14 protein-coding genes and 1 riboswitch are annotated in these 22,729 nt (G+C 56.7%); of the genes, 3 read left to right on the plus strand and 11 right to left on the minus strand.

Going from position 1 to position 22,729, the window contains the following annotated elements; translation table 11 throughout:
- Nucleotides 1-10: 10 nt before the first annotated feature.
- From FE783_RS08085 to FE783_RS08115, 8 genes are all read right to left on the minus strand, one after another.
- Nucleotides 11-841 (minus strand): hypothetical protein, encoded by an 831-nt coding sequence (locus tag FE783_RS08085; protein WP_138878852.1) that lies wholly within the window; start codon nt 839-841, stop codon nt 11-13.
- A gap of 12 nt (nt 842-853) precedes the next feature.
- Complete coding sequence (locus FE783_RS08090; protein ID WP_138878853.1) at nt 854-1,840, minus strand: hypothetical protein; 987 nt, start codon at nt 1,838-1,840, stop codon at nt 854-856.
- Between the two features lie 53 nt (nt 1,841-1,893).
- Nucleotides 1,894-4,887 carry a fibronectin type III domain-containing protein gene (locus tag FE783_RS08095; RefSeq protein WP_138878854.1) on the minus strand — a complete coding sequence of 998 codons (2,994 nt, stop codon included), beginning with the start codon at nt 4,885-4,887 and terminating at the stop codon, nt 1,894-1,896.
- A gap of 123 nt (nt 4,888-5,010) precedes the next feature.
- Complete coding sequence (locus tag FE783_RS37415) at nt 5,011-5,178, minus strand: hypothetical protein (protein ID WP_158301674.1); 168 nt, start codon at nt 5,176-5,178, stop codon at nt 5,011-5,013.
- 302 nt (nt 5,179-5,480) lie between these two features.
- Entirely contained in the window at nt 5,481-8,678 is a 3,198-nt protein-coding gene (locus tag FE783_RS08100; RefSeq protein ID WP_138878855.1) for a fibronectin type III domain-containing protein, read from the minus strand.
- Between the two features lie 35 nt (nt 8,679-8,713).
- On the minus strand, nt 8,714-12,940 hold the full coding sequence (locus tag FE783_RS08105) for a fibronectin type III domain-containing protein (protein ID WP_158301675.1): 4,227 nt from the start codon (nt 12,938-12,940) through the stop codon (nt 8,714-8,716).
- Nucleotides 12,941-13,122: 182 nt separating this feature from the next.
- Nucleotides 13,123-13,231, minus strand: a riboswitch (cyclic di-GMP riboswitch).
- 642 nt (nt 13,232-13,873) lie between these two features.
- Complete coding sequence (locus tag FE783_RS08110) at nt 13,874-15,022, minus strand: metallophosphoesterase (protein ID WP_138878857.1); 1,149 nt, start codon at nt 15,020-15,022, stop codon at nt 13,874-13,876.
- A 76-nt stretch (nt 15,023-15,098) separates the two neighbouring features.
- On the minus strand, nt 15,099-16,793 hold the full coding sequence (locus FE783_RS08115) for an alpha-L-rhamnosidase-related protein (RefSeq protein WP_238402939.1): 1,695 nt from the start codon (nt 16,791-16,793) through the stop codon (nt 15,099-15,101).
- Between the two features lie 156 nt (nt 16,794-16,949).
- Here FE783_RS08115 and FE783_RS08120 point away from each other — a divergent pair, with 156 nt between their 5' ends.
- The gene (locus tag FE783_RS08120; RefSeq protein ID WP_138878858.1) at nt 16,950-17,900 is read left to right on the plus strand and encodes an AraC family transcriptional regulator; all 951 of its coding nucleotides are present in this window, start codon (nt 16,950-16,952) and stop codon (nt 17,898-17,900) included.
- Between the two features lie 50 nt (nt 17,901-17,950).
- Here the strand turns inward: FE783_RS08120 and FE783_RS08125 are convergent, their stop codons facing one another.
- Nucleotides 17,951-18,694, minus strand: coding sequence for an ABC transporter permease (locus FE783_RS08125; RefSeq protein ID WP_138878859.1), 744 nt, complete (start codon nt 18,692-18,694; stop codon nt 17,951-17,953).
- Entirely contained in the window at nt 18,687-19,439 is a 753-nt protein-coding gene (locus FE783_RS08130) for an ABC transporter ATP-binding protein (protein ID WP_138878860.1), read from the minus strand. Before FE783_RS08130 ends, FE783_RS08125 begins: the two co-directional genes overlap by 8 nt.
- A gap of 356 nt (nt 19,440-19,795) precedes the next feature.
- Here FE783_RS08130 and FE783_RS08135 point away from each other — a divergent pair, with 356 nt between their 5' ends.
- The gene (locus tag FE783_RS08135; protein ID WP_138878861.1) at nt 19,796-20,875 is read left to right on the plus strand and encodes an acyltransferase family protein; all 1,080 of its coding nucleotides are present in this window, start codon (nt 19,796-19,798) and stop codon (nt 20,873-20,875) included.
- Nucleotides 20,876-20,975: 100 nt separating this feature from the next.
- On the opposite strand, the gene FE783_RS08140 is transcribed toward FE783_RS08135, so the two are convergent.
- Nucleotides 20,976-21,698, minus strand: a complete 723-nt coding sequence (locus FE783_RS08140) for a LamG domain-containing protein (protein ID WP_138878862.1) — start codon at nt 21,696-21,698, stop codon at nt 20,976-20,978.
- Between the two features lie 143 nt (nt 21,699-21,841).
- On the opposite strand from FE783_RS08140, the gene FE783_RS08145 reads away from it, so the two are divergent.
- Nucleotides 21,842-22,639 (plus strand): AraC family transcriptional regulator, encoded by a 798-nt coding sequence (locus FE783_RS08145; RefSeq protein ID WP_158301676.1) that lies wholly within the window; start codon nt 21,842-21,844, stop codon nt 22,637-22,639.
- Nucleotides 22,640-22,729: the final 90 nt, after the last annotated feature.

The raw sequence follows: 22,729 nt of genomic DNA on the forward strand, positions 1-22,729 counted from the left end.
TCCCTCTCCATCACCGATATTTCTGTTCGTAGCTTTCTGCGAATACGGCTTCCGGGCTATAGCCTTCTTTCAGCTTCCCGACGACGGTTTCCGCGGTTTTGCCGACTTTATGGGCAATGACGAACGCTTCGGCGATTCGTGCCGCCGACAGTCCGCTTTCGCTTTGGAACGCTTGCAGCTGCTCGTTCTTGATCTGAACGCGAGGCAGCTTGTCCCCGCCGAACAAAATGCCCGCCTTGGCGGTAATGCCGCGCCACTCCGGCGACGTCAGCTTCTCCTCGATAATCTCTTCGAACGGTCTGCCGGTCGCGTTGGCGAGCCGGTCCGCGATCATAATGTCGTCGGCGGTCAAGCCCGGGGTGCTCATCAGCTTCTCCAAATAGTCGGATGGGAAGGAGCGGGGCTTGAATACGGGCTGATTGCGGTTATATTCGGTAAAAAGCCGCTCCCACGAAGCCCCGGCTGCCTGCTGAACGGCAAAAGAACGCAAATCGGCAACCGTCCCGAAGCTGTGGTACAAAAACTCGCAGCCTATCAAAATTTCCGGAAGCGCGTAGCCGTCCAAGACGAGCTTCTCGATCTCTTGCCGGATCGAGTCATGGATGCCGAGCTTGACGAGTAGTGCCTTGTAATCGGCGACATGCCGATCGTAGTTGGCCGGGTCTGCGGCCCGGATACGATCCAGCACCGCTTGGGAGATGACTAGATCGTTCGTGGTTTGGCCCGTGGAGCCCGTCTGCCCCGCTGCGCCGCCGTCTTCGGCAGCGAATGCCGCTATCCCGGCATATACCGCCATTCCGAGTATCAGTAAGATGGACAATAGTTTGGAATACGTCTTCACGCAGGTATCTCCTTATCGGCCGTTGGCCGGTATATTGGGGTCGATCCTTCTCAGCTCTTCCTTGACGGCTTCCGCCGGATTAGCCGGCTTGACGTCCTTGACTTTGGGTGTCGGCGCTTCGGGAAGCGGGCTGACCGCCGCATCGGAAGACGGCTTCGCCGTTGAAGCGGTGGCCGCCTGGACAGCGGATGCTTCCCTCCCGGAGGCGTTCTCCTCGCGAATCCGGTCAAGCAATCTGCGTTCGATTTCGCTAAGCGTCAGGTCGACCCGCCAGACTTTCTCCATTTTTTTCTGCTGCTTGTCCTTCTCGTAGCGCGTTTTGTCCGCCGCATATTCATCCAGATTCAAACCGAGCTGCAGGGCGGTCAAATATTCGTCCAAGACAGCCTCGTAGCTTCCGAACTCCCGCTTCAGCGACAGCATGAGCCGAACGGCGGTTTCCAGCTCGAGCTGCTCGGCGACGGAGCGAAGCTCCGCCACGAACGATTCTTTATCCTCGGACGGCATGCCGCCGTTCGAGAGCGCGGTCGGCGCCGGTATTTTCGGAGCTTCCGGCATGTCTTCCTCGACTAGCTGGTTGATCTGTAGAGCGATCCTCTCGGCCAGCAGCTTGGCGGCGGCAATATCGGTCTGTGCGTAGCCCAGAGCTGCGAGCCGGGCAACAGCTTCCTCTCCGAGCCCTGCCCCGAGCAGCCCCAGACTGCGCTTCTCTTTGGACGCGCTATCGCGCTGTCCGTCCGTGGTCTTTAACGACTCCATAATGTCGTTCCAAGACTTGCCCGATGCTTTCATGCTCAATATCCGCTCCGCCTCTACCCCCGACATGTTGGATAGCTCGGCGGCGATTCTCCGGTCGTCGCTATTGTCTGCTTCGAGAGGAGTCGCACTTCCTTCCGAACCGATGCCCCCAACCGAATACAGTATGATTTCGCCGATCAGTGCGAGCAAAACCGTGATGACGATCAGCTTGCGCGGCGGCCTCCTCCATTTGATTCCCATAAACCTCTCTCACGCCCCCATTTAGAACTATCACGTAATGACCTGATAGTTCGTTATTCCATCGTTGCGTTCAGGACCGTCTGACCGTCCTGCTTCGCCTTGAACTTGATCGTAGTAATCTCGCCCGACCAGGACGTACCTGGCACGATATTCCGGCTCACCATGTACTCGATGCGCCCGGGCGTTACGGCGACGGTCAGAAGAGATCCGGCAATGCTGCCCGAGCCCGTTTCCAGCGCCGGAGTGAAGTCGTATAAGTCTACAATCTCTACCGCATCGGGATCATACGTCACGACGAACATTTTCTCCCAGAAGTCCTGAACGTTGTGAGCAAACAGCATCAAGTCGAACGGTTGGTCTCGCTCGGCCTGAACGACATATGCCGGATTGGTCGTGCTTTTCACTACGGCGGGACTCCACGCCGTTACGCCTGTCACGTTCTTCGCCCTCAGCCTGTACGTATGGGATGTGCCAGGCGCCAAATTTCTGTGTACGTAATTGGTTCCGCCGTCAATACCGACCTTGCTACCGTCGATCTCGAGATCGTATCCGCTCGCGCCGTCGACCCTCTCCCAACGCAGCTCGATCAACCGGTCCGAAGCGATAGCCTTCAGCTCCTTCGGGGCGTCCGGCGGATTCGGCAGCGTCGAAAGAGACATGATGGCGACCCAGCCGCCGTCCACTCCGCCAATCCGTACGCGAACTTTATACGTATGGAATTCGTTCGCTGTCAGCCCCGCGTGGTAATAAATCGTTTCCTTGCCGATGTTTTGCAGCACGCCATCGACTTCAATATCGTATTCGGCATCGCGGGCGACCGTGTCCCAGGAGAACGTGATGGTCGTATTCGTCACAATCGCCGCCATGTTGGTCAGCGAGAACGAATGCTGCTCGGCGGGCAAAGTCGAGATGGCGATAGCTCCGCTCCATTCGCTGTAACCGCTGATGTTCTTCGCTCTTACCTTGTACGTATGGGGGGTTCCCTCGGCCAAGCCGGAATGGACGTAGCGCGTCTCGGCCCCGCTCGGCACGATCTGGCCGTCTATCTCCACCTCGTAGCTGTCCGCATGAAGCACTTGGTACCACATGATCGTTATCGTCGTCTCGTCCGACGTCGCCATCAGGTTCGTCGGGATGGCCGGCTTCTCCGGATGGGTCGTCACATCCAGCGGTGCGCTCCATGCACTTTTGCCCCCCGCATTGGTGGCGCGCACCCGGTACGTATGACCGCTTAACGGCTCAAGCCCCTCGTGCACATAAGTCGTACTCGTACCGTTGTCCACGATCAGGTCGTCCACTTCGATTTCGTATGCCGCTGCCCGTGCGGCTTCGGCCCAATGGACGGTAACGGTATGGATCGACAGATCGGCACGTAATTGCCCGGGCGTTTCGGGCGGATAAGGCAATGTCGTCATTGCAAGCGGAGTGCTCCAGACGCTTGCTCCGCCGATATTTATGGCGCGGACCCGGTACGTGTGGGCGGTTTCCGGCTGCAATCCGGAATGCGTGTAAGTCATTTGATTACCGACCCCGACAGTATGACCGTCCACTTCGAGCTCGTAGCCGTCCGCTTTTGCAGCCGCTTCCCAAACCAAGGTTACGGCCGTCTGCGTGGAATTCCCTGCAAGTCCGGCAGGCGTCCCCGGCGGGTTCGGCAGCGTAAATACGGTCAACGGCTGGCTCCAGCCGCTTCCGCCGCCTGCATTATGCACCCGCACCCGATACGTATGGCGGGATTCGGGAGACAGCCCCGAATGCGTGTAGCTCGCAGCCGTTCCATTCGGGACGACGGCTCCGTCGACCTCGATGTCATAGCCGGTTGCCCCGCTTGTTGCCGGCCAGCTTATCGTTATTGCGGATTGGGTTCTTGATGATACCGCGATCGTCGGGGGAGCCGCTGTAGTCGTCCCGACTACAGTGCCGCTCCAGCTTGTTGCCGTTCCTTCTTGATTGGCAGCCATCGCTTGAATAGGGTAAGCTGTATTGGCGGTTAGCCCGTTAACCAAGATATGTTTGTTGGCCGGCGTTATCCAGGTCGGAGTTGTCGCGAGACTTCCCCCCGTGCTTACGAATCGATCCCCTACCTTAATTTGATAAGAAGTCGTCGAAGGGTTGCTATCCGTCAGTCGAATGCCCAAGGATGATTCCGTTGACTGAAACACGGCTGCTGCCGGCGTTTGAGCTTTGGTATAGACGGTTTGTTGCTTGGTAGCGATATGTCCCATGCTGTCCCTTGCCTCAACCTTTACGTCATATCCCGTGTCGGGCGTTAGATTGGGGATAAGGTACGTATCCGCAGTCCAAGAACTTGCCATCGTGCCGACGGTGTATCGATAAGGTTCCGCTGCCATTCCAGCACCGCTGTCTGTTGCCGTTCCCGAAACGCTAATTGTTGTTTCTGTCGAGGAAGCTTGAATATTTCCCATTACCGGCGGAGACTTGTCTACCCGAAATGCAACCGTTTGGATCACAGGGGCGGTTTCATTATCAGTTACTTCTACTTTCAGCATATGGTCCCCGTCCGTCAATTCATCGAATCCAATAGCATTGAAAGCAACTACCTGCGCTGTCTCTGTGTTGGATATAGTCCTGCTATCGCGCGGAACGGTTTCTCCGTCCAAAAAATAACGGGACACCAGTGTATCGCCATCCGGATCCGTAACGGAGATTTTTAACAAAAAATCCATTCCCGGCTGACCCAACATTTGATTGGGCTGAGGCGATAAAATGGTTAATGCAGGGGGATCTCCAGGCGACAGTACATACCAGTAACCGTCACTCGCTTGCCCATCCACAGGGTATGTGCCCGCCGGCGCAGTGACAGTGCCGATGTAGCTGCCGCGATAATAATCGGTGTATTCAACCTTACGAGTCTCGTAGATAGGCTCGGACCATACTGTTCTGCAAGTGGTATGGGACCAGGTTCCCCCATTCTCATACACTCCGGACTCCGTCGTACATTCGTATTGCGCTCCACCGCCAACTTGGACTAATTCATCGTTCTCATACGTGTTCGAGTCGGTGTAGTACTGCAGCCAGACATTCATACCCGTGGCTCCGGCTGCTTCCGGGGAGTTTACAAGCCCCATCGACAACATGACGAACAAAAAAATTACAAGTCTCTTAAAGTATCGGATCTCCCTCTCCTCCTGTCACCGAACACTTTACTCCTACGTATGCGTCGAGAACGGAGCGAGTCCACCATGAGTGAATGTCGTGTTCAGCCCGTTATCGTGTCCCGCTGCGCTGCCGTCCTCGGCGGCGAATGCTGCGATCCCGGCATATACCGCCATTCCGAGCATCAGTAGGATGAGCAATAGTTTGGAATACCTCTTCACGCAGGTGTCTCCTTATCGGCCGACGGCCGGGATATTGGGATCGATCCTGCTCAGGTCTTCCTTAACGGCTTCCGCCCGGAGCATTCTCCTCGCGAATCCGGTCGAGCAGTCTCCGTTCGATTTCGCTAAGCGTCAAGTCGATCCGCCCGACCTTCCCAATTTTTTCCACTGCTTGTCCTTTTCGTGGAGCTGTTTATCCGCCGCATACTTATCAGCTTGCGTGGCGGTCTCCTCCATTTGATTCCCATAAACCTTTTTTCACGCCCCCGTTAAGAACTGCCACGTATTTGCATGATAGTTCCTTATTCCATCGTTGCGTTCAGGATCGTCTGACCGTCCTGCTTCGCCTTGAACTTGATCGTCGTAATCTCGCCCGACCAGGACGTACCCGGCACGATATTCCGGCCCACCTTGTACTCGATGCGTCCAGGCGTTACGGCGACGGTCAGAAGAGATCCGGCAATGCTGCCCGAGCCCGTTTCCAGCGCCGGAGTGAAGTCGTATAAGTCTACAATCTCTACCGCATCGGGATCATACGTCACGACGAACATTTTCTCCCAGAAGTCCTGAACGTTGTGAGCAAACAGCATCAAGTCGAACGGTTGGTCTCGCTCGGCCTGAACGACATATGCCGGATTGGTCGTGCTTTTCACTACGGCGGGACTCCACGCCGTTACGCCTGTCACGTTCTTCGCCCTCAGCCTGTACGTATGGGATGTGCCAGGCGCCAAATTTCTGTGTACGTAATTGGTTCCGCCGTCAATACCGACCTTGCTACCGTCGATCTCGAGATCGTATCCGCTCGCGCCGTCGACCCTCTCCCAACGCAGCTCGATCAACCGGTCCGAAGCGATAGCCTTCAGCTCCTTCGGGGCGTCCGGCGGATTCGGCAGCGTCGAAAGAGACATGATGGCGACCCAGCCGCCGTCCACTCCGCCAATCCGTACGCGAACTTTATACGTATGGAATTCGTTCGCTGTCAGCCCCGCGTGGTAATAAATCGTTTCCTTGCCGATGTTTTGCAGCACGCCATCGACTTCAATATCGTATTCGGCATCGCGGGCGACCGTGTCCCAGGAGAACGTGATGGTCGTATTCGTCACAATCGCCGCCATGTTGGTCAGCGAGAACGAATGCTGCTCGGCGGGCAAAGTCGAGATGGCGATAGCTCCGCTCCATTCGCTGTAACCGCTGATGTTCTTCGCTCTTACCTTGTACGTATGGGGGGTTCCCTCGGCCAAGCCGGAATGGACGTAGCGCGTCTCGGCCCCGCTCGGCACGATCTGGCCGTCTATCTCCACCTCGTAGCTGTCCGCATGAAGCACTTGGTACCACATGATCGTTATCGTCGTCTCGTCCGACGTCGCCATCAGGTTCGTCGGGATGGCCGGCTTCTCCGGATGGGTCGTCACATCCAGCGGTGCGCTCCATGCACTTTTGCCCCCCGCATTGGTGGCGCGCACCCGGTACGTATGACCGCTTAACGGCTCAAGCCCCTCGTGCACATAAGTCGTACTCGTACCGTTGTCCACGATCAGGTCGTCCACTTCGATTTCGTATGCCGCTGCCCGTGCGGCTTCGGCCCAATGGACGGTAACGGTATGGATCGACAGATCGGCACGTAATTGCCCCGGCGTTTCGGGCGGATAAGGCAATGTCGTTACTGCGAGCGGAGCGCTCCAGGCGCTTGCGCCGCCGATATTTACGGCACGGACCCGGTATGTGTGGGCCGTTTCCGGCTGTAATCCGAAATGCGTGTAAGTCGTTTGATTGCCGACCCCGATAATATTACCGCCGTCCACTTCGATATCGTAGCTGTCTGCCTTCGCTGCTGTTTCCCAAACCAAGGTTACGGCCGTCTGCGTGGAATTCCCTGCAAGTCCGGCAGGCGTCCCCGGCGGGTTCGGCAACGTAAATACGGTCGACGGCTGGCTCCAGCCGCTTCCGCCTCCGGCGTTATGCACGCGTACACGATACGTATGGCGGGTTTCGGGGAACAGCCCCGAATGCGTGTAGCTTACAGCCGTTCCATTCGGGACGACGGCTCCGTCGACCTCAATGTCATAGCCGGTCGCTCCGATTGTGGCCGGCCAGCTTATGGTAATCGCGGATTGGGTTCTTGATGACGTCAAGTTTGCAGGAGCATTGGCCAGCGTCGTGACGGACGCCGCATTGCTCCAACCCGTTGCCTCCCCTCCACCGTTCAGCGCCAGCGCTTGAATACCGTATGTCGTATTGGCGGCGAGTCCGTAGATGCCGATCTCTTTATTCATGAGCGTTATCGAGGTCGGAACGCTTGTGAGAGCTCCTGATGCCGTGACGTATTGATTCCCTACCCGAATCTGATACAAAGTAGAAGCCGGGTTTGCGTCGGTCAGCCTGATGCCGACGGATGATTCCGTCGACTGGGATATGGCGACCGATGGGGTTTGGGCTTTGGTGTAGACAATCCGTTGCCTTGCGGCGGTATGACCCAGTCTATCTCTTGCCTCTATATTGACACTGTAAGCTGTATTGGGCACCAAAGCTTGGGCTGTAAACGAAGGACTCGATACCCATGTACTTCCAGTCCCACCCACACCGAAACGATAAGGCTCGTCTGCCAATCCGATTCCCCCGTCCACTGCTGCCGCCGTAACCGTAATGGCTGTTTCTGTGGATGATGTCTGAAAGTTTGTCAAGACGGGGGGTGTCTTGTCGACGACGAAAGAAATCGTCTGTTCGATCGGCTGGTTCGAACGATCGGTTACCTCGACTCGAAGCACATGTCCCCCATCCGCCAAGCCGTCCACAGCCAGCGACTGGAACGTGACGACTTGGGGCGTTGCCGTGTTGGATATCGTTCTGGTGTCGCGCGGGCTAGCTTCCCCGTCCAAATAGTAACGAGTGTCCAAGATGTCGGCGTTACGATCGGATACCGATACTTGAACCGCCAGTTCCGTCCCGGACTGCCCGAATATTTGGTTTTGCACGGGGGACAGGATCGTAAGCGACGGAAAATTGGCAGGATTGACAAAAACGTACCAATAGCCGGACCAGGCGTGATAACCATTTACTGGATAGGACCAAATAGGAGCTGTTACCCGTTCCATAAAGTCGCCCTTTAAATAAACAGTAACTAGTTCGGGGACTGTCCATTCATACGTCCCATCCGTATAGGGCACATCCACCCACTCGGTGTCTGTGACAACCGTATATTTCTCCCAAGTCTGAAGAAGAACGTACCAGTAGCCGTCCCATTGATGATCATTTTCGGGATAGGTCCCTTCAGGAGCTGTGACCCATTCTATAAAGGTACCCTTTGAATAGAAGGTAAACGGGAAGAGCCCTGGTTCGATACCCCAAGGATCCGGCATCCACTGGGTCTCCTCTTCCACCGTATATTTCTCCCAAGTCTGAAGCACCGGTGCCGATGCTTGCACAGGCTGCGGATCGATGAATGAAAATCCCAACCCCAACAGCACTAACAAAAACGCCAGAATTCCCTTAATTTTGCTCAATGACGTCCCTCCATTAACCCGGTGAAGAAAGGATGCTACTCAACTGTATAAGTAATCTTCGAATACTCGTTCGTCTTCGACATGAATTTAATAATGTTAACGGTCGTCTTATCCGCGTTCGAAACGGTGTATACGATTCGCCCGTTCGAGAACTCGCTGACCGAGATATTCGTTCCGCGAATCGGGCCGGCCGCCAGCTCCGTCTCGGGGGTCGAGGCGCTTAAATCCAACACTTCCAGCTCCTCGGGGTTGTAAACGACCGTGATTTTCCGCTCAAGCGCGTCCGGCTTCTTCGGCGCCATGACGACAAAATTGAACATCGTATCCTGCCCCACATTGACGGTCAACTCCGGTGTCGTCCGCTGCTCCAACTGCCCCGACCACCCGCTGGCGCCGCCGCTATTCAGAGCTCTGATCCGATACGTATGCATCGTATTGGGCGTAAGGCCTTGGTGAACATAACTTGTCCCGGTAATTCCGGCGACCGTTCTGCCGTCGATATCCAGTTCATAGCTCCGGCTGCCCGCCGCTGCCTCCCATCGGAGCGTGATGGAATCGGTCGCCGCCTCGGCCGTCAGGGATCTGGGAATTTCGGGCGCTGTCGCTTGGGTCGCAAGAGTGCTCCATTCGCTCGATTCGCTCCACTCGCTTACCCCGTTCCCGTTCAAAGCTCTCACTCGGTACGTATGGCTGCTGTTCGAAGACAAGCCCGTATGGAGGAATATCGTTTCCGAGCCATTGTCCCGGATCGCCCCGTCCGCTTCGATTGCATATCCGGTCGCTCCAGCGACTTCCTCCCATTCCACCGCAATTTGCGAGCTTGTCGCTTCCATGCGGAGAATTCGAGGTGCCGCAAGCGAAGTCGCTTTCGTTACGGCATCGCTCCAATCCCCGACGGCCGAGCCGTTCTTCGCTCTGACCCGGTAGGCGTGCCAAGTATAAGGCGACAGTCCGGTATGCCGATATTGGACGGCAACCCCGACGTCGGTAATTTCTCCATCCGCCATCAAGTCATAGCCGCTTGCCCCTTGGACCGCATTCCAGGAGACAAGGATCGATGAAGTTGTTACTTCCCCTGTAGTAACACTCGGTTTATCCAGTCCTGTCGACTTCGAAACAGCCGCGCTCCACTCTCCCGCGCCCGCATCGCTTCTTGCGCGGACTTTATACGTATGCGTCGTGAACGGAGCGAGTCCGCCATGAGTGAATACAGTGTTCAGCCCGTTATCGACCAAAGTCCCGTCCGCTTCCATCTCATAAGCGACGGCCCCTATTACCGGTTCCCACGATACGACGATCTCGTTGCTCGTCGACACGGCCTGCACATTCGCCGGGATAGGGGGAAGCGTCTTTCGGATCAAACGTTCGCCCCAATGACCCGCCACGGCACCATTCTTGGCTCGTACCCGGTATGCGTGCTCCGTGTTCGGATTCAGCTCCCCGTGCGTGTAGGACGTGATTATGCCGCTAGCGAGGACGACCCCGTCCGCTTCAATATCGTATCCCGTTGCACCGGTAACCCCTTCCCAGTTCAGAACGATCGCCGATGCGGACACATCGGCCCGCAACAGCCCGGGAATGGACGGCAATGTGATCGCCGTGATCGGAGAACTCCATTCGGTAGCGCCTTCCGCGTTCTTCGCCTTGACGCGGTACGTGTGAGTCGTATTGGGCACAAGTCCGGTATGAACATACGATGGCTTGGCAGCGTCGCCTATCGGAACGCCGTCCGCCTCGATTTCGTACATGGTCGCACCTGCGGAAGCGTCCCAAGATAGCGTAATCTCCGTATCTTGCGCCACCACCTTCAAGTTTCCGGGTACGCCCGGCAGCGTGGAATCCGCGGCGATGGAGGTCCATTTCCCGAAGCCGCTCGAGTTTTTGGCGCGAATCCGGTACGTATGCTGAGTATTCGGGTTTAGTAAATTGTCCGTATATTGAGTCGAGTTGCCGTTATCGACGATCGTGTTGTACACGTCAAGGTCATAACCGGTCGCACCCGTTACAGCTTCCCATTCCACCGTGATCGAGTTGCTGCTCGTCCGGGTCCGTACATGCTGCGGAATTCCTGGCAGTGTCCATTTTCGCGATATGGGTGTCCATTCTCCGGTCACCGCCTGCGTCTTAGCCCGGACTCTGTAGCTGTGCTCGGTACCTGGCTGCAGCGGTTCGTGCATATAGAAGGTGTCCCCGTTGTTGTTGCGGATTACGCCGTCCGTTTCGATTTCGTAGCTGGTCGCCCCCGGAACCGGCAGCCATGCGACCCCGATCGTAGTCTCGGTCGGACTCATCTCCGTAATCGTCGAAGTCCCGAGCAACGTTGCGGCGGGCAACGTTTCGCTCCATTCTCCGGTTACGATGCCGCTCTTGGCCCGCACCCGATACGTATGCAGCGTCCCGGGCGCCAAATCCGAGTGGACGTAAGAAACTCCGTTCCCGGCATCGACGATAACCCCATCCTTTTCCACCTCATAGCTGTCGGCAAAACGGACGGCCGCCCAACCGAGCGAGATGGAAGTTTCCGTCGACTGTGAGGTCAACTGCTGCGGAACTCCGACCGGATACAGCTGGTTTCGCGGAATGACGTCCTTCGCTTGCGAGACGCTTTCCCATAAGAGTTGAATGGCCGAGACGCCGTTCGTTTCGCGGTATTCCAGTTGAATGTCATAACGTTTCCCGGCCTCCAGCCGGATGGAGCCGCTTCGCTCGTTCCGGTCGTGCGCCCCCCAATTATCGATGAGCAGCGAATCGTTTATCCAAAGCCGTGTTCCACCGTGAGCAGACGTATAGAACGTGTAGGTTTCGGAAAAAGTAGGCTCCACTTGTCCCGTCCAGCGTACGGAAAACGAATCGCCGCCGACTCCCGGCGCGGGCGCTCCGTGCCCCCAATCGAAATCGACAACCCCGTCAATTCTCGAATGCCGGGGCGAAGCCAAGCTTTCCTGTGCGAAATAAACGCCCTTCAAACCGGTTCCCCGACCCGTCTCCGACAAGGTCGATTTTTGAAGTATACCGCTCCATCCGCGCACACCGTCGCTCATACGCGCCCTTACCCGGTACGAATGGCGGGTATTCGGCTCCAGACCGTCATGAAGGAAAGTGACGGCGGCTCCGTTGTCGAGAATTCGTCCGTCCGCTTCGACTTCATATCCGACCGCACCTATTACTTCATCCCATGACAAGGCGATCGAACGGCTCGTGCTGACCGCCTTCAGATTGGCGGGGATATCCGAGAGGAACAGCTTCGTGATCGCCGCACTCCAGTCGCTTGCGACGGAACCGCTCTTCGCGCGAATCCGATATGTGTGCTCCGTATTGGGCATCAGGCCCCCGTGGACGTAAACGGTGTTTGTACCGACATCCGTTGCGAGTCCGTCCACTTCCAACTCATAAGAGCTCGCTCCGGCCACCGCATCCCAAGCTACCGTGATGGCGTTGTTCGCTGCCGTCGCCCGGAGGTTGGCGGGAACCGCTATTTTCGACGTCGCCGTCACCGGTGCGCTCCAATCCCCGGCGATCTCCGGCACCTTCGCACGAATCCGGTATGTGTGCTGCGTATTGGGCGATACCGCATGCACAAATGTCGTATTCGCGCCGTTATCTGCCACAACTCCATCGGCCTCCACGTCATAACCCGCGGCTCCCGGAACCGGATCCCATGACAGCGTTATGGAATTGCTCGCCGCCGTCGTCCCGACGTTGCCCGGAACCCCCGGGATGAACGGCGGATTCAACTGGCTTTTCGGAATGACTTCCTTCGCCTGGCTTGCGCTGGACCAGAGTAGCCTTGCTCTCGCAGCCCCGTTGTCCTCCACATACTCCATCCTGATCGTATGGGCTTGTCCGGCCGTCAGCGAGACGGTTGCGTCCTCGGTAATATTGTTGTGGGCGGTCCACCGGTCGATCAGCAATTGACCGTCCACCCATAACCGAACCCCGCCGTGACTTTCCGTATGAAGCGTGTACGTTTCCGTATATCTCGGCGTAAGCTTTCCGTTCCATCTGACCGTAAAGTCTCCGCCGATTCCCGGGGCCGGGTTCCCGTTGCCCCAATTGAAGTCGATCGTTTCGTCTATCCGAACGACCTCTTGGCCTGCAAACTGATTCCCGTTGTAGTACTCGGCCCGAAGTCCGCGTCCGTTGCCGGAAGGCGAAATCGAATATACCGATCCGTATACCGATTGCGCGACGGACGCCAGCTGCGCTTCGGCATTCGCCCGCCCCCTATCCGTTCCGAACATGCCGGGAATTATCAGCTGCACCAGTACAATTACACAGAGTAGAGCTGAGATGGGTGGTGTTGGTGTGAATTTACGATTATTCGTAAAATCGCACTTGAATCTGTTGGACATTGAATCGGCCTCCATTACAATCCATTTTCATGCACAATACCGTCTTTCCCCCCATGTTCCGCCCAAAAAGAACGCAAAAAAACCAAGCTGCTGTTGGCAACCCGGCTGCCGTAACCGTTCATGCCCGTTTGGGACTGCATGACCGGCCTTAGGCCCGTGGCTTTGCGTCTCCGCCTTTCGACGGATTTGCCTTTTCAATTTCACTTGGTTTACCGGGCGTGAACCTGATAACAAGTACGAGCTAACCCCTGCTTCTCCTGCTAAGGTACCATATTTGTATCATTGCTAGTAATGTATTCCATTCCTATAGACCTATTTCCTTTTCGTCTTTCTGTGAATTTTGACACATTTCGGCATCTTTTCTGTCGAATTGCCACAACATTAAGAAAAATGTCTAACGACGTACTTCAAGGATGAACGACCGTGTCGTATTTCGCTTTAACACTTTAGCGAACTTAAACATTATCGATAAGAAAAACCGTGACTTCTACTCCCAAAGGCCATTCGTCATTCAATGAACCAAATTTGTTTATTAGCGAACTTCTCTGCGCTATTTGGCTCCACTTCTCGGTAATTGGAGGAACAATGAACCTAGAGTAACAATTACTGAACTTAAGTTTGATAATAGTAAAATTGGGTTCGTTATTCGCTGTATTCGGCCATCTGGTGAGCGAATAGCGCAATAGAGTTCAGTAATAGTGAAGTTTGGTTCGTTCAAGCCAATTTCCAAAGTACCTATGCAAAAAGTCACCCTTTCGCTTTAGTTCGGTAAAGAACTTAACCAATTTGATGTAAAAACAAAAACGGCCCCGCCATAAATGGCGAAACCGCTAATTCTTTACTTTATTCAATTCCAAAAGTAACCCGCACCTCCAGCAGTTCCGAACGGCTGCCGATCCGAATCGGCGGGCCCCAGGTGCCGAAGCCGGACGAGACAATCGCATGCATCGCGCCTTTGCGCAGGTAGCCCCAATCGAGCTCGAATACCCGCCGCGTAATGAGGTGGTTCGGCATCATTTGCCCTCGATGCGTATGCCCGGACACCATCAGGTCGACGCCCGCCTCCGCCGCCGCGCCGAGCATCCGAGGCTGGTGGTCGAGCAGCAAGATCGGCAGCGACTTGTCCGCCTCCCCGAGCAACTCCGCCACGCCGAGCCTCCCGTCGCCAGCGAACCGTTCAACCGACACATCCTTGCGGCCTGCCACGTAGAAGGCGTCGTCCACCTTCACGACCCGGTCGACGAGCACCTCGATGCCGATTGCCTTCATCCGTTCGACATACTCGCCGATATGCCCGCCTATATATTCGTGATTGCCGAGCGATGCGTAGACGCCGAGCGGAGCTTGCAGCCCGCGCAGCACGTCGGCCATATTCTCGCGCACGAACGGTTCGATGCTGTCGTCCAGCACATCGCCGGGCAAGAGCACGAGATCGGGCTGCAGCTCCCTTACCCGTTCGACCAGCCGCGCAAGGTGCCGCTTCCCGACAATCGTTCCGAGATGCAGATCGGAGGCGACCGCGATACGAAGATCCTCCCGCGATCCCGGCGATTTCCCGATATGAATGTCGTATCGGCGTACGGTCGGATTCGAGGCGTTCCATGCGCCGCGAATGAGAATGACGGCCAGAAGAAGCAGCAAAGTCCAACCGATTCCGAGCACCGCGCTGCGTGCATCCGCGCCTCCCAAGCGCAAACCGGCATAGAGCAGATCGGCTATAGGGAGCGCCAGCAGCAAATACAAGAGCACCGCTATCCCGTACGAGCCGATCAGTTTCAACCCGGTATACAGCCTGTACGGAAGCGCGCGTCGCAGCAGCATCGCCCCCAGATAGGAATAGGCGATCAGTCCGTATACGAGCCAATACGCCCAGTCCGCATCGCGGGTAACTGCGGCGTTCCAGAAGACGAGGCCGTTCCAGCCGATATACAGCGTAAGAACCAAATAAATGAGAAGTACGCAACCGATAAGAAGCGACGTCCGGATTTTCAAATGAGCCCGTCTCCTTGCGTGAAATAGATTCCTTTCCTTTCTATTTTCTCACAAGACGGGCCTGATAGAAAGCGCGTCAGCCTCTCAGCACGGTTACGCCTAGTGGGGCGTCGATTTCCGTTTCTACCGTGCCGTCGCTCTTCTTGGTGTGGCTCACATGCAGCACGCCATGCGGAGTCGGGAAGCTCCCTTCCGCCCAGTCCAAATCCCCGAGCTGCGGTCTCACCTCGATCACCCTCCCGCCCGCTTCTTTGATCCGGATACCGAGCACGTATTCCGACAGCCAAGCCGTCGGTCCTGCGGCCCAGCCGTGGCACAAGCTGTGGCGGTATCCTTTGTAGCAGTAGCCTCCGTATTGCCCGTGAACGTCCTTCTTGTCCGAAGGCGTCAATTCGTCGATTCGGGCCGCATTCTCCATCCAGCCGAGGTCGAAATCCTCCCAGAACGTCGTAGCGCCGAGTTCGAGCATACCGCCCCAATATTGGCGAATACAGTCCAAGCTGCCCCGAATATCTCCCGCTTCTCCCCGGGCTTTCAGGACGTAATAGCCCAGGAATGTGGAAATGCCGCGAGCGCCGTCGGCGCCCAGCACATCCCGATTGGCGGCTGCCGGTTCAAGCAGCCCGGAGAGCGCCATCAGAGCCGCGGCCTGCTTGCTGCCGCCGTGGTCCGGGACATGGTGCCGCAGCTTCTGCTCCAGGGTACGGCACAGCACCGAAGCATCCGGTTCGCCCAGCAGCCCGTACAGCTCGGCCCCTGCCGACATAGCGGCGACAAGCAGAGCATGGACGCCGGCTCGAACGCCTGCATCGTTCGGCGATGTCGGCCAATCGAGGAACGGCTTCGGATCGTTGAACCTGCCGTCATCCGTAACGGCTGCCTCGAACTGGCGCAGCAAGCCGAGCAAATAGCTTCGCTGCTCCTGCAAGTAGGCCAAGTCGCCGGTTTGACGGAACCAATCCCGTTGAATCAGAATCCACCATATGGAGTAGCTCGGAATCGAGTTCATCCAGCCCGGCAGCGGCGTATTGTCGCGAATGAGATCCAAGCTTCTCGGCACGACCTCATTGCAGCCGAACACCGCCCCGAGCGCGGCCACCTCGGGGTGCATGTCCCCGATCCAGACGAGCCGGTCCCGCTTGATGCCGTCCCACAAATATTCCTGCATGTTCAAGTGAACCGTGTAAGCGCCGGTTTGCCAAATCCGGTCAAGCAGCGGATCGCTGCATCGAAACCGTCCTTTGTACTCGATATCGCGAAGCAGGCATATGGCGCGAACGCTCTTCAGCTCTACCTCGCAGTCCGGCTCCAGCAGATCGATCCGTACGAACCGGAACCCCGAATTGCCGATCTCCGTCATCCCGAGGAAGCTGCACGCTTCCACGACTTGGTCGCGAACGGCGTGATCGTTTCCCGCATTGCGCTCTCCGCCAAGCTCGCTCATCGCTTCCATCGCGGACTCTCCGAACCGCACACGAATCCGCACCGTCTTCCGCCTGTCCTTAGCGTACCAGACGCATAGCTGAACTCCGCCGTGCAGCTCCGTTCCGAAATCGAGCAGGAGACCGGCATATTCCCCTTCGGCGCTGCGCAGCACGCACCCGTTCTCCCTGGCCAAGGTGGCCTGACCGTCACGCCCCTCGAGCAGCGCTTCGGCACGTTCTACCGCGGCGTTATTCCCGTCGGTCCTCCAAACGATCTTCTTCGGATTGATATAATACCGGGTGCGCGGATCCTTTATCCACCCATCAGTTTGATTCCGCATATGCATTCTTTGCTTTCCTCCTCGCTTCGAGAACCGTCTTCAAACAGAATACCGCGATCCTAGTGCCGGTGACAGACGTAATCGAACTTTGCGGGTGTGGCGATTGCACTTTTCCTATGAGCGTGTTTATGGTATGAATGATTAGGACAGGGAGGGAGCCGCGTGGATCAGGTCGTAACCTTGAGGGCCGAAGATTATTTCGGAGACGATTCGCCGATTTGCATCAATAAATATGTGTACGACCGGTACGACGAGATTCGTCTGCACCGCCACGAATTCATTGAGATCGCCTATGTATGCAGAGGGACGGGGAAGCATGTCGTGGACGGGCGGGAGCAGCCGGTATCGAAAGGCGATCTGTTCATCCTGCAAAGCGATACGCCGCACAGCTTCTTCCCCGACGATCCCGCCAACTCCGGCCAGCTGGAAGTATACAACTGCATGTTTATGCCGGAAACGATCGGCCCCCTCCATCTCGAGCTGCCGGTGCTGAGAGAGGTGTCGGGCATCTTCCTCTTGCAAGGACTGTACCCGGAGGAACGGACGTACAAACCCGACCTCAAGCTCACCGATTCGCACCAAAACGATTTTCAGTCCGTCTTCGCCCTCATGCACGAGGAATTTTCGAAGAAACGGGAAGGTTACGTCGAGCTGTTGAAGCTCAAGCTGTGCGAGCTTCTGATTCAAATTTACCGCGCCTTCAAAAGCCGGTACCAAGAAAGCCCTCATCCCGACCGGTACAGGCTGGAGCTGATTCAGCGGGCGATCCTGTATTTGCGCGAGCATTACGCCTCGCCGGTGCAGCTCATCGACATATCCCGGCACGCCCTGCTGAGCAAAAGCTACTTTTCCGCCCTGTTCAAGAGAACGACCGGCATGAGCGTCTTCGAATATTTGCAGAAGCTGCGTATCGAGGAAGCTTGCCGGCTGCTTGCGGAGGGATCGGACAAAATTACGGAGATCGCCGGCAAAGTCGGCTATGGCGACTACCGGTTCTTCAATAAGACGTTTCGGAAAATGACGGGCATAACCGCCCAGCAGTACCGGAAAAATGCGAACCCGCTCCCAACCGCTCCGAGTACGATTGCGATAGAACCCGCACCAAACGAATAATGCTGCGGCCTTCCCGCAAAGCAGTCCGACCGCAGCATTCCAACGCCGTACTACCGCAGCCGCTCGTCCTTCGTAAACCAAAGCCGGTCGCTCAACCGTCCCAGCAGCATCGCCGTCAAAGCGGCCGACGAAGCGAGCACGAACATAATCAGAATCTGGTAGCGCACCGCTTCCACAGGGTCGGCTCCGGCGACAATCATCCCGGTCATCATGCCGGGAAGCTGAACGAGCCCGACCGTCTTCATACCGTCGATCGTCGGAATCATGCTGGAGCGCACCGAGCGTTTGACCGCCCCCCGGATCGCCTGCCGGGCCGTCGCTCCGAGCGCGAGCAGCGCTTCGATTTCCCCCCGCGCCGATTCCAGCTCCCGCTTCATCTGATTGAGGAACAACCCGCACACGATCATCGAGCTTCCGATCGTAATCCCGCTGACCGGAATGATATATTGCGGGGTCGGATCGATAATGCCCAGTCCGAGCATCAGCCCCATCGTTACGGCTTCCGTACAGCACAAGGCGGCCGCGATGCGGAGCCGGATGCCCGGAATATGCTTGACCCGTCCTCCCGCATTCCAGGAAGCGACCGCAATCATCGCCGCCAGGATCAAGACAATAAACAGTGGTTGCTTCGTATCGAAAACGAAATGCAGCACATAGCCGATGAACAGCAGCTGGACAGCCGAGCGGACCGTGCCTATGGCGATTTCCTTCTCGAGACCGAGCTTCTGGCGCAATGACAACACCATCGTCACCGCGACGAATACGAGCGTGCATACCAGCGCCAGATTAGACATGGCCGACTTCCCCTCCGGACTGCGCGGACTGGATGAACAGGCGCGCCCGTTCCGTAGCGGGATTGCGAAAAAAGTCGGCCGTACGGCCATTTTCCAGCAGACGTCCCTCATCCATAAACCAGACCGAATCGCTGATCTGCTTCGCTTGCTCCATGTCGTGCGTAACCCACACCAATGCCGTATTCCGCTTACTCGCCCAATCGATCAGCCACAGCTCCACTGCCCGTTTGCTTGCCGGGTCCAGCGATGCCGTCACTTCATCTAGCAACAGCGCCTCGGGAACGAGCAGTGCGGAACGGACCAATGCGGTCCGCTGCTTCTCGCCCCCGGACAGCTCGGACGACGGCTTCCGCCAATCGAGCGCCCCGAGCCCGACGGCGGCCATGCACTGCTCCGCCTGCTCCCGGTCGAACGGCCCGCCGTGAAGCTCGCTGACCGCTCTCAAGTTATGCTCCACCGTCCCCGGCAGCATGACCGGCTGCTGGGCCACGTAGCAAACCTTCTTGCGCCACTCGTGCGGCTTCCATTCCGGCGCAGCTGTTCCATGCAGGCGAATGGAGCCTTCGTCCGGCGCGTCCAGCCGAGCCAATAAGCGCAGCAGCGTGCTTTTTCCCTGCCCGGAAGCGCCTAATATGGCAATACGCCGCCCCGCTTCGATATTCGCCGTCATATCCCGGAACAAATAATCGCCCGGCTTATCCGCACGCCGCTTGGAGAGCCGTTCTATGGATAGTACCGCATTCATGCTCATCGCTCCTATGATGCTTACGTATTCCCTCGCCTGACCGGCTTCGCCTCCGATCGCGCCTCCGTACATTTATTGTAGCAGATCGTTCCTGTTCCATCGACAACGGCGCTAACCGGGCATGCATGACGAAAAGACCGTTCTTCTCGCTTATCCGCGAAAACGGCCTCCGTGGCGGGAATAGACTGCTATTTCCGTTGTGGCAGCGCCCGCCTTCGTTTCTACATGTTACCTAATGACATCTCTTTCACGATATTTTAAGCTTATTTTAAGCTTATTTTCAGGATCCGTTCACTCATGCTTCATACAGGCCTGTCATAATGCGATAATAACAACACGAAGAAAGGCCGAGTGATGTGGACCGTAAACCGAACATGCGCATGATTCAAGCATCCCGCGGAGCCGCCGTTTTTCTTGTCATGCTGTTCCATGCCGCCCAAGTGGGACTGCGTTATTTTCAATATGACTTTCTTGGCATCAGCGAGATGGGGCGTTCCGGCGCCTATACGTTTTTCTTCGTTCTGACCGGCTACTTGATGGTGACGCTGTACCGGCGTCATTTCGGAAATCCGCGCGTTTTCGGGACGTTTCTGCTCAAAAGATTTTATCGCATCTATCCTTTATATTGGCTCATTATGCTCGTTGTCGTTCCGATCTTTTTCCTCGTGCCGTCCTTCGGCATCGGCTTCGAGCGCGATCCGTCGGCGATTATCCGATCGCTTCTGCTATGGCCCCAAGCCACCGGCCCGATTTTGCCCGTCGCCTGGTCGCTCAGCTATATCGTCTGGTTTTATCTCGTATTCTCGCTTTGCTTTCTAATTAAAGAGAAGGTGATGATCGCCATCTATTCCTCTTGGATGACGATTATCGTGCTGAACGTCTTCGGGCTGATCCAAATCAAAGACAGCGTCCCGCTCCAGTTTCTGTTCAGCATTTACCATCTGGAGTTCGTGCTGGGCATATTGGTGGCCGCGACCGTGCATAAGCTGTCTCCGAAGTATAGTCCCTTATGGATGATCTGCGGGGCGGTCGTATATGTCGTTCTGTGGATATGCAGATACCAGTTGACCGGCATCCCGTATGCGGACTTTCTGCATACGCTCGGCTCCGTTCTCCTGCTAATCGGCATTTTAACTTGGGAGGGCAAGGAACATCGTCTGCTGCAACCGCTCGCGGCAATGGGAAATGCATCCTATTCGATCTTGCTCGCCAGTCTGCCGATGATGTCCATCACGTTCAAGCTGGCGCGTGCGGCTCACCTCCCCGGCATGATAGGAAGCGCTTGGACGATCCCGGTTTGTTTCTTGTCCGCGCTCGGACTGTGCATGCTGTTCTACAGATGGATCGAGCGGCCGCTGAACCGGCTGATGCGCGGCGCCTTGCCGGTCGATAGACCGAAGCCTCACCCCGTCGTGAACCAAACATTCATCCGGTAACAGCGTTAAGGGGCGCAAAAGACTTCCGCTTCCTGTCTCTTGCCCCCTCCCGTTACCATTACCGGTGCCGACGTCCGCCCCGCGAAGCGGGAATCCGCATTTAACGAGCCAGCTGCGCTATCTCCTCCGGCGACAATGCCCGATTGTACACGGCCAGTCCGCCGAGCAGGCCGGTGAAGAAGTTCCCCGGCTCGCCCGAGCGGTCCACCGCGCCGACCGTGAAATCGGCCCCATCCGTGCCTCCGTCGAAAAGCCCTCCTTCATACCGATAAGGGTTGAATGTCTCGCGTTCGTCCAGCCTTCCGTCCAAGTAAGCCCGCGCATACGTGCCGTCATACGTAAATGCGACGCATTGCCACGCCTCCGGCGTTATAGCCGTTGCTCCGATCGCGGCGTCCATGCAATATTTGTATCCGGGAGTCGGCCCGCCGATGGAAGATACGTGTCCGCACACTTGCTCCGCGCTATCCCATATTCGCAAATTGATGAAGAGACAGTACTGCCTCTTCGCGCGCGTCTCGTCCCACATCCCTGCGATCGCTTCGCATCGTATAAAATTCGAACGGTTCCATTTGATCCAAGCGACCACCGTCACCTGCGCGTCGGCGCCATGCAGGTTCAAGGCCGGGCATTCGGAGCGGGGAATGCGAAACCATTGGCCGAAATCCAACCGGACCGCATGCGGCCCGAACACGCCTTCCTCTACCCGGGCGATCGGACCGTTCACCTCCTGCAGCCGGTAGTTATAGCTTCCGCTCGAGACGCGTTCCTGTCCAGCCTCCTCCTGAAAATCCCAGAAGCAAATCAATCCCTCTCGATTCATCGGTTTCCTCCAGTAGGGTATAATACCGCTTCCAGCAGCGGCATGAGCTTTAAGCCCCTCTTCTATCATATCCCGCCTCCTTGGCAAAACCCATGCACAAGTCTATACTATTTTATATACTTTTTTGCGAGGGAAGGCGTCGTATGGCTTCGAACAAGCTCGTCATCTCCACCCGGCTGCTGCGTCACTTTTATATCGGTCCGTACAAGCACTTCCGCGTCCCGTTCGGCAGCTATCCGGACTGGTCGCTCTTATGCGCGGAGGAAGGCGCCTACACTTATTCCGTCGACGACATAGGGGGCGAAGCGGGCCCCGGCGACATCATACTCGTCCCCCCTCGCGCAGTGCTGCACCGGAAGTCCCATACCCCCATGCTCGCTCATTTCTTCGTGTTCAAATGGCTGGACCGCGACGGCAGCGAACGAACGGACGCCGCTGGCATCCCCTGCGGCAAAATTTCGATCCGGGATATGAGCCGGCTGTCCACGACATACAAATATTTGAGAAATATCGGAGACGCCTACGGCGGGGAGGAGCACGACTTCGTCAATCATCTGCTGGGAGATTTGCTGTATTTGTACCGCGAAGAGATCGAATCGAGCCGTTCCCTTTTGTCCAAAGATCCGCTAATGAACGAAGCGGCCACCTATATTCGCAAGCACGCCTTCGGCAGCCTGACCATGCAAGAGGTGGCGGGCATCGTAGGCATGAGCCAATCCCAGTTCACCCGTCGCTTCAAGAACGTCATCGGCATGCTGCCTGTTGTGTACTTGACCCGTACCCGACTGCAAAAAGCCCGCGATCTGCTGCTCGACACCGATCATACCCTCGACTATATAGCCGACCAATGCGGCTACCAGAACGGCTTCTACTTAAGCCGCGTCTTCATCAAAGTAATGAAGATGAGCCCTTCGGAATACCGCAAGGCTCATCGGATCTAGCCTGCATCCACGTTTCCCCAGCCGCTTCACCCATCTTTATCGGAATCTCTATTCATCGTTCCCCCCCTTAACGCACATGCTTTTACTTTC

The organism is Paenibacillus mesophilus, from assembly GCF_005938385.1.
Classification (GTDB): Bacteria; Bacillota; Bacilli; order Paenibacillales; family NBRC-103111; genus Paenibacillus_AB; species Paenibacillus_AB mesophilus.

Bases quoted from the DNA above. Each gene is read 5' to 3' on its own strand.
- FE783_RS08145 (WP_158301676.1), top strand. From the start codon at position 21,842: ATGGCTTCGAACAAGCTCGTCATCTCCACCCGGCTGCTGCGTCACTTT.
- FE783_RS08090 (WP_138878853.1), bottom strand. From the start codon at position 1,840: ATGGGAATCAAATGGAGGAGGCCGCCGCGCAAGCTGATCGTCATCACG.
- FE783_RS08115 (WP_238402939.1), bottom strand. From the start codon at position 16,793: ATGCATATGCGGAATCAAACTGATGGGTGGATAAAGGATCCGCGCACC.
- FE783_RS08095 (WP_138878854.1), bottom strand. From the start codon at position 4,887: ATGAATGTCTGGCTGCAGTACTACACCGACTCGAACACGTATGAGAAC.
- FE783_RS08130 (WP_138878860.1), bottom strand. From the start codon at position 19,439: ATGAATGCGGTACTATCCATAGAACGGCTCTCCAAGCGGCGTGCGGAT.
- FE783_RS08125 (WP_138878859.1), bottom strand. From the start codon at position 18,694: ATGTCTAATCTGGCGCTGGTATGCACGCTCGTATTCGTCGCGGTGACG.
- FE783_RS08140 (WP_138878862.1), bottom strand. From the start codon at position 21,698: ATGAATCGAGAGGGATTGATTTGCTTCTGGGATTTTCAGGAGGAGGCT.